Source organism: Vicinamibacteria bacterium (assembly GCA_035570235.1).
In the GTDB taxonomy this organism is placed as follows: domain Bacteria; phylum Acidobacteriota; class Vicinamibacteria; order Fen-336; family Fen-336; genus DATMML01.
Genome location: DATMML010000117.1, coordinates 21,222 through 27,903, shown reverse-complemented (window position 1 = coordinate 27,903; position 6,682 = coordinate 21,222). Strand labels below are relative to the sequence as shown.

The 6,682-nt window shown below is 70.2% G+C and carries 7 protein-coding genes; 5 read left to right on the top strand and 2 right to left on the bottom strand.

Annotation, left to right across the window (positions count from 1 at the left end; genetic code table 11):
* A partial coding sequence (locus tag VN461_21230; GenBank protein ID HXB57301.1) for a serine hydrolase domain-containing protein occupies positions 1 to 1,126 on the bottom strand: 1,126 nt, incomplete at its 3' end.
* A gap of 59 nt (positions 1,127 to 1,185) precedes the next feature.
* A complete protein-coding gene (locus VN461_21225; GenBank protein ID HXB57300.1) occupies positions 1,186 to 1,467 on the bottom strand; it encodes a DUF1905 domain-containing protein in 282 nt (93 codons plus the stop codon).
* Between the two features lie 327 nt (positions 1,468 to 1,794).
* Here VN461_21225 and VN461_21220 point away from each other — a divergent pair, with 327 nt between their 5' ends.
* Genes VN461_21220 through VN461_21200 form a run of 5 tightly spaced genes read left to right on the top strand, consistent with a single transcriptional unit; the run spans position 1,795 to position 6,626 of the window.
* Entirely contained in the window at positions 1,795 to 2,577 is a 783-nt protein-coding gene (locus VN461_21220) for an enoyl-CoA hydratase-related protein (protein ID HXB57299.1), read from the top strand.
* A 1-nt stretch (position 2,578) separates the two neighbouring features.
* Positions 2,579 to 3,646, top strand: coding sequence for an SMP-30/gluconolactonase/LRE family protein (locus tag VN461_21215; GenBank protein ID HXB57298.1), 1,068 nt, complete (start codon positions 2,579 to 2,581; stop codon positions 3,644 to 3,646).
* Positions 3,647 to 3,704: 58 nt separating this feature from the next.
* Positions 3,705 to 5,210 (top strand): biotin carboxylase N-terminal domain-containing protein, encoded by a 1,506-nt coding sequence (locus tag VN461_21210; GenBank protein HXB57297.1) that lies wholly within the window; start codon positions 3,705 to 3,707, stop codon positions 5,208 to 5,210.
* Position 5,211: 1 nt separating this feature from the next.
* A complete protein-coding gene (locus VN461_21205) occupies positions 5,212 to 5,685 on the top strand; it encodes a biotin/lipoyl-containing protein (protein HXB57296.1) in 474 nt (157 codons plus the stop codon).
* Positions 5,682 to 6,626 carry a hydroxymethylglutaryl-CoA lyase gene (locus VN461_21200; GenBank protein HXB57295.1) on the top strand — a complete coding sequence of 315 codons (945 nt, stop codon included), beginning with the start codon at positions 5,682 to 5,684 and terminating at the stop codon, positions 6,624 to 6,626. Before VN461_21205 ends, VN461_21200 begins: the two co-directional genes overlap by 4 nt.
* The last annotated feature ends 56 nt before the right edge of the window (positions 6,627 to 6,682 follow it).

Here is a 6,682-nt window from a genome sequence, read left to right as displayed (position 1 = left end):
CATGGCCTTCGCTCGACACCCCGATCCCCTCGACGAGCGCATCGAGCACTTCCTTCGCCGCGGCCCGGGCCCGTTCGTCGCCCGCGTTGCACGTGACCAGCACTGCCGCGTGCAATTGCGGGATCACCACGATCTCCGCGTGGTTGTAGCCGTTGCTGCCGGCGTGAGTGAGGCGCGGCGGCTGGGTGCGCGTCACGCCCCAGCCCAGCGCGATGGCCTTGTCGGGCGGTACGCCTTCGAAACCCTTCGGCGCGTGAAGATAGGCGAGCGAGGCCTCCGTCAGCCACCCGGGGGGACCTAAGCCCGCGTGCGCGGCCGCGAACCGGGCCCAGTCGACGAGCCGGCAGTGGACGGTGCCGGCGGGGCCGATCAGCGGCGGATTGTCCTCCTCGGTTGGCACGTATGCACCGTTCTTCACGTCGTGAGCCCAGTTCCCCTCGGGGTGTACGGACGTCGCGGTCGGGCCGAACCCGCAGCCGGTCATGGCGAGAGGAGCGAAGACGTCCTCGCGGATCAGCTCCTCCCAGGTCTGGCCGCTGGCGTGCTCGACCACGTGGCCGAGGATCAGATACCCGTAGTTCGAGTACGCGAAGCGAGTGCCCGGTGTCTCCTTGGGCGGACGCGACAGAAACCGCTCCGCCATCCAGCTGCGTTGCTTGGCGATCGGCCAATGCTCGTCGTCGAACCCGGCCGTGAACTCTGGGGTGAACGCGTCGCCCGTGGGCAGACCGGCCACGTGCCTCATCAGCATGTCCAGGGTGACGACCTTGAATCCCGGATCCATCCTCGGCGCCAGCTCCGGAAGCGCCTCCGCCAGCGTCTCGTCCCAGTGCAGTCGACCCCTTTCCACAAGCCGCGCCACGACCGACGCGGTCATGCCCTTGGTGTCGGAGCCCAAATGGAAGGTGTCCGCGGCCACGAGAGGGGCGTCCCCATCGGCGCGCCGCTTGCCCGCCACCGCGATCGTGATTCGGTCTCCACGAAGGACCAAGGCGCCCATGCCCGGAATGCCGTGGGCACTGCGTGAGCGCTCTAGGCGCGCCGTGAGCTCGGGGTCCGCCTGCGCAGAGAAGGGAGGTGCCGACGCTGAGGTGGCGAGCAGCGCGACCAGCACAACAGGGATCATGGACTCCTCCGGGCTCGATCGAGCGGGATCATAGGGGGTCGGGTATAGCCCAACCCTACTTATTGAAGCCGCTCCTGCAAACGCACAGTGACACGATCGCCCTCGTGTTTACCAATGGCCTCGCGAATTGCGGCCCTTACGGGCAGCTTGTGCGTGCCATCACCCATGGCCATGAACGAGCTCCGGAAGGGGTGCCCGTCAATAGTGCCGCGGACCTTCACCAGTCCCCTCGTCCCGAAGAACTCGACCGAGCCGGGCATGACCACATACGTCCACCCGCCCTTGTTCCTACTCTTCTGGAGTTTTGCAGCAAATGTCTTCGACAGCTTGGCCCGTGCCATAAATCCTCCCAAAGCAAGCTCGACAAGCATCTTTTGGCCGCCGGCCACGGCCGGGAACCAATTTCTCTTACGCCACTCCACCGTCCAGACGACCGAGCACTACCTGGGCCGGAAGAAGGAACTCAGGTGGCAGTGTTCGGGAACTTGCCTAGAGCAGGATGGGGGTGACTGGGGATCTGCTCCCGGGGCCCGCGCCGGGGTGACGCAGACTGCGGGGCGAGAAGCGGTTCCCGAAACGCCCATGCATCCTGACCCCACTGTGGCCCGGTTGGCCCCCGTGCGGATGGCATGTCATACTCCGCTCCCTCGCCGGCCGGAGGACGAGACGTGGAACTGGAACGCCTGCAGCTGGAGCTGGACGGACCCGTGGCCCGCGTCTGGCTGAACCGACCCGAGACCCGGAACGCGTTCGACGGGCTCATGGTCACGGAGCTGCGAAAGACGCTCTTCGATCTGGGATCTCTGGACGAGGTCCGGGTCGTCGTGCTCGGGGGCCGAGGGCCCTCCTTCTGCGCCGGGGGCGACCTGCAATGGATGAAGGCGGCCGCCGCATTCACGCGCGAGGAGAACCTGCGCGAGGCCCAGGCCTTGGCCGACCTCTTCTTCACCGTTTACAACTCGCCCAAGCCAATCGTGGCCCGCGTGCAGGGTGCCGCCCTGGGGGGCGGCTCCGGCCTGGTCGCGGCCTGCGACATCCCGGTGGCCGCCCTGGGCACGCAGTTCGGGTTCACCGAGGTGCGGCTCGGGATCGTTCCCGCGGTGATCTCGCCCTACGTGATCAGCAAGATCGGGGAGTCGGCCGCGCGTGAGCTGTTTCTGACCGGGGAGCGCTTCGAGGCGGTGCGGGCGGCGGAGATCGGCCTCGTTCGCGCCGCCGTCCCCCCGGAGGACCTCGACGCCGCCGTCGAGGGGCGCGTCCAGGAGCTGCTCCAGGCCGGGCCCCGCGCGGTGGCGGAGGCCAAGGCTCTCATCCGCGAGGTGGCCTGGAAACGCGTGGAGGAGGTCCAGCGCTACACCGTGGAGCGCATTGCCGACCTCCGGGTCTCCCCCGAGGGTCAAGAGGGCATGCGCGCCTTCCTCGAGAAGCGCAAGCCATCCTGGGTGAAGTAGGTTGGGGCGGCGTCTTCTCGGGGGTGCGGCCGCCCTCCTGGGGCTGGGCCTCCTCCTTCTCCTGTCCCTTCCCGCGCCCATCTCACCCGTCGCTTACGCCCCACCCCCCAAGCCCCGTCTCGCGGGTCCTCTAGCACCCAACGACGCCCTCGCCACTGCGAAACTCCTGGCCGAGGGCCAGGTCCATGGCCCCGAGGATCTGGCCTTCGACAGCCAGGGCCGGCTCTACACGGGCACCGCGGATGGCACGCTCCTGCGCCTCCGCCTGCCCGACGATTCCCCCGAGGAATTCGCGGTCACGGGCGGCCGGCCTCTGGGCCTCCGCTTCGACCCTGCCCAGAACCTCGTGGTCTGCGATTCGGACCGCGGGCTCCTCGCCATCGATCCTGAGGGCCGCGTGAACGTGCTCGCCACCGAGGCCGAGGGCATTCCCTTCCGCTTCACGAACAACCTGGACATTGCGGCCGACGGCACCATCTACTTCTCCGATTCGAGCTCCAGGTTTGGCCAAAGCGAGTACCTCTACGACCTGCTCGAGTCCCGGCCGTACGGTCGCCTCCTGCGCTACGACCCCGTTTCGAAACAGACCCGGGTCCTCCTGCGCGGCCTCTATTTCGCCAACGGCGTCTCCCTCGCGCGGGACGAGAGCTTCGTCCTCGTCAACGAGACCTACCGCTATCGAATCACACGCTACTGGCTCCGGGGCGCCCGTGCGGGCACCGCGGACACGTTCGCGGAGGGCCTGCCCGGGTTCCCGGACAACCTGGACCGCTCCCCCCGCGGCACCTTCTGGGTCGCTCTCTTCACCGTGCGCAACGACCTCATGGACGCCCTCCACCCCCACCCCTGGGCGAAAAGCCTCCTCGCAAAGTTGCCGAGGTTCACCTGGCCGAAGCCCGCTCCCTACGGCCTCGTGGTGGAGCTAGACGCGGAAGGCCATCTGATCCGCAGCTTCCAGGATCCCGGGGGTCGGCGGGTCCGGCAGATCACCACTGCCCGGGAGCACGAAGGAAGCCTCTACCTGGGGACCCTCGACAACCGCTGGATCGGCCGCTTCGCCCTGCCCTAGCTGCCCCTCGGGGGGCGCGCGCTTCCCGAGGCACCCCGGGAAGGGCGCGTACCGGCGGATGACGGTACCATGGGCTATGGCCCCGTTCCGCAAGATCCTGATCGCGAACCGCGGCGAGATTGCCGTGCGCGTCGCTCGCACCTGTCGGGTCCTGGGCATCCCTACCGTGGCCGTCTACTCGGAGGTGGAGCGGGGGGCCCGGCACGTACGGGAGGCGGACGAGGCCGTCCTCTTGGGGCCGGCGGAGGCCGAGCGCTCCTACCTCTCCATCCCCGCCATCCTGGCCGCGGCCCGGGTCACGGGGGCCGACGCGCTCCATCCCGGCTACGGCTTCCTCAGCCAGAATGGTGATTTTGCGGAAGCGGTCAAGGCCGCGGGCCTCACCTTCATCGGACCCCCGGCGGCCGTGCATCGGCGGATGGGGGACAAGAGGGGGGCCCGCCGGCTGATGGCCGCGGCCGGAGTCTCGGTGGTGCCGGGCTACGACGGCGACGACCAGCAGGACGGGACCCTGCTCGCCGAAGCCACCCGCATCGGCTGGCCGGTGATGATCAAGCCTTCGCGGGGCGGCGGGGGCAAGGGGATGCACGTGGTCGGTAGGGCGGAGGATTTCCCGCCTGCCCTCGCGGCCTCCCGCCGCGAGGCGCGCGCGGCTTTCGGCGACGACGCCGTGGTCCTGGAGCGCTTCCTGGAGCGCCCCCGCCACCTGGAGGTGCAGGTTCTGGCCGACGCCCACGGGAGCGTCGTCCACCTCGGGGAGCGCGAGTGCTCGATCCAGAGGCGGCACCAGAAGGTCGTCGAGGAGACGCCCAGCCCCGCCCTCACCCCCAGCGTGCGCGCCTCGCTGTGCGCGGCGGGGGTGGCGGCGGCCCGCGCCGCGGGCTACGTCAATGCGGGGACGGTGGAGTTCCTGCTCGACGCCGGGGGTCGATTCCATTTCCTGGAGATGAACACGCGGCTGCAGGTGGAGCATCCGGTCACGGAGGCGGTGACGGGCCTGGATCTGGTGCGCGCGCAGATCGAAATCGCGGCGGGGTGGGAGCTGCCCTTCGGGCCGGATGGAGTCGGGGGGCGCGGCCACGCCCTGGAGTGCCGGCTCTATGCCGAGGACCCCGAGCATGGCGACCTGCCCTCGCCGGGGCGAATCCTGCACCTGGCCTGGCCCGAAGGCCCGGGCGTGCGTGTCGATTCCGGCCTCGACGTGGGCGCCGAGGTGACCGTCCACTACGACCCCCTTCTGGCCAAGCTCGTGACCCGGGGCCGCGTCCGCGCGGAGTCCATCGAGCGAATGGCGGACGCCCTACGCCGCACGGCCGTCCTCGGCGTGGTCACCAACCTCCCCCGCCTGCAGGCCATCCTGGACCACCCGGCGTTCCGAAGCGGTGAGCTCCACACCGGGTTCATCGAGGAGCACCTCGGGGTGCCCCCGCCGCCGCCCTCCCCGCCCGACGAGGCCCTGGCCGCGCTCGCGGCCGCGCTCCATCTCCGAGCGGGGGCTCTGCCCCGCGGGCAGGCGCCAGACCCCTGGGCTTCCCTCGGCCCCTGGCGGCTGGGGGAGCGCTGACGTGCGCCTCCGCTGCGGGGAGGAGCGGCGCGACGTGACCGTGCGGGAGGGTGCGGACGGCCTCGAGGTCCAGGTGGGACGCGCTTCCTTCTCCCTCGCGGTCACGGAGGTGGTCCCCGGCACCTACGTGCTTCGGGAAGGGACGCGGGTGGAGACCTTCCATTGCGTCCGTGGCGGGAGCGAGATCCACCTATCCTGGAGGGGTGTCGTCTACCGCTTGCGGGAAGAGGCGGAGGGCAGCCCGGTTGGGCCGCGGCTGGCGGGGGGCGCGCTCGAGGCACCCATGCCGGGGAAGGTCATCGCGGTGATGGTGGCCCCCGGCCAGGCCGTGCACCGGGGGGACGGGGTGCTGGTGGTCGAGGCCATGAAGATGGAGAACACCCTTCGGGCGCCACGGGACGGAACCGTCCGCTCGTTGGCGGTGACGGTGGGAGACATGGTGAGCCCGGGGGTGGTGCTGGTGGAGATCGAGTGAGGCTGCCCCCGCGCGTGACGGTGGTGGAGGTGGGGCCCCGCGACGGGCTCCAGAACGAGGCCACGCCCTTGACCGTGGAGGAACGGGTCGCCTTCTGTATCCGGCTCCTGGCGGCGGGTCTGAAGGTGGTGGAGGTGGGGGCCTTCGTTTCTCCCCGCTGGGTGCCTCAGATGGCGGGCTCCGACGAGGTCTTCCGGCGGGTGGCCCCCCAGGCCAAGGCCCGTATCCCGGTGCTCGTTCCCAACCGCCAGGGCTTCGAACGGGCGCGGCAGGCGGGAGTGCGCGAGATCGCCATCTTCACCGCGGCCAGCGAGACCTTCAACCAGAAGAACATCAACGCCACCATCGACGAGTCGTTCGCGCGCTTCGCCCAGTTCCTCCCCGAGGCAAGGGCGGAGGGGATGTGGGTGCGGGGCTACGTGTCGACCTGCTTCGGCTGCCCTTACGAAGGTCCGGTGCCGCCGGCCAAGGTCCTGGACGTCGCGCGTCGCCTCCTCGACGCCGGGTGCCACGAGATCTCGATCGGGGACACCATCGGGGTGGCCGTTCCCTCCCAGGTCTCGGCGCTGATGGGTTGTCTCTCTGAGGCGCTGCCCGGCTCCGCCTTGGCCGTGCACCTCCACGACACCCGGGGCACCGCGCTCGCCAATGTGCTGGCCGCGCTCCAGGAGGGGATTGCCATCGTGGACAGCTCGGCGGGCGGCCTCGGGGGCTGCCCTTACGCGCCGGGGGCCAGCGGCAACCTCGCCACCGAGGACCTGCTCTACATGCTCCGGGGGATGGGGATCGAGACCGGCGTCGACATCGAGGGGGTGGCCGCCGCCTCGCGGGCCCTGGCCGGACGCCTCGGCCACGCCCTACCCAGCCGCTACCTGCAGGCTTCCCCGGCCCCCGGGGCCACCGATTCCGGTGGCGAGCCAGGCCCTCCGCCGCGCGTTTGACACCCCGCGCGAGGCGACCCTAGAATTTGATTCTCCGCCGTTGGGGGTTGCGGCAG

Excerpts from the sequence above, each read along its gene's own strand:
- VN461_21225 (HXB57300.1), bottom strand. The coding sequence starts at position 1,467 with ATGGCACGGGCCAAGCTGTCGAAGACATTTGCTGCAAAACTCCAGAAG.
- VN461_21210 (HXB57297.1), top strand. The coding sequence starts at position 3,705 with ATGACGGTACCATGGGCTATGGCCCCGTTCCGCAAGATCCTGATCGCG.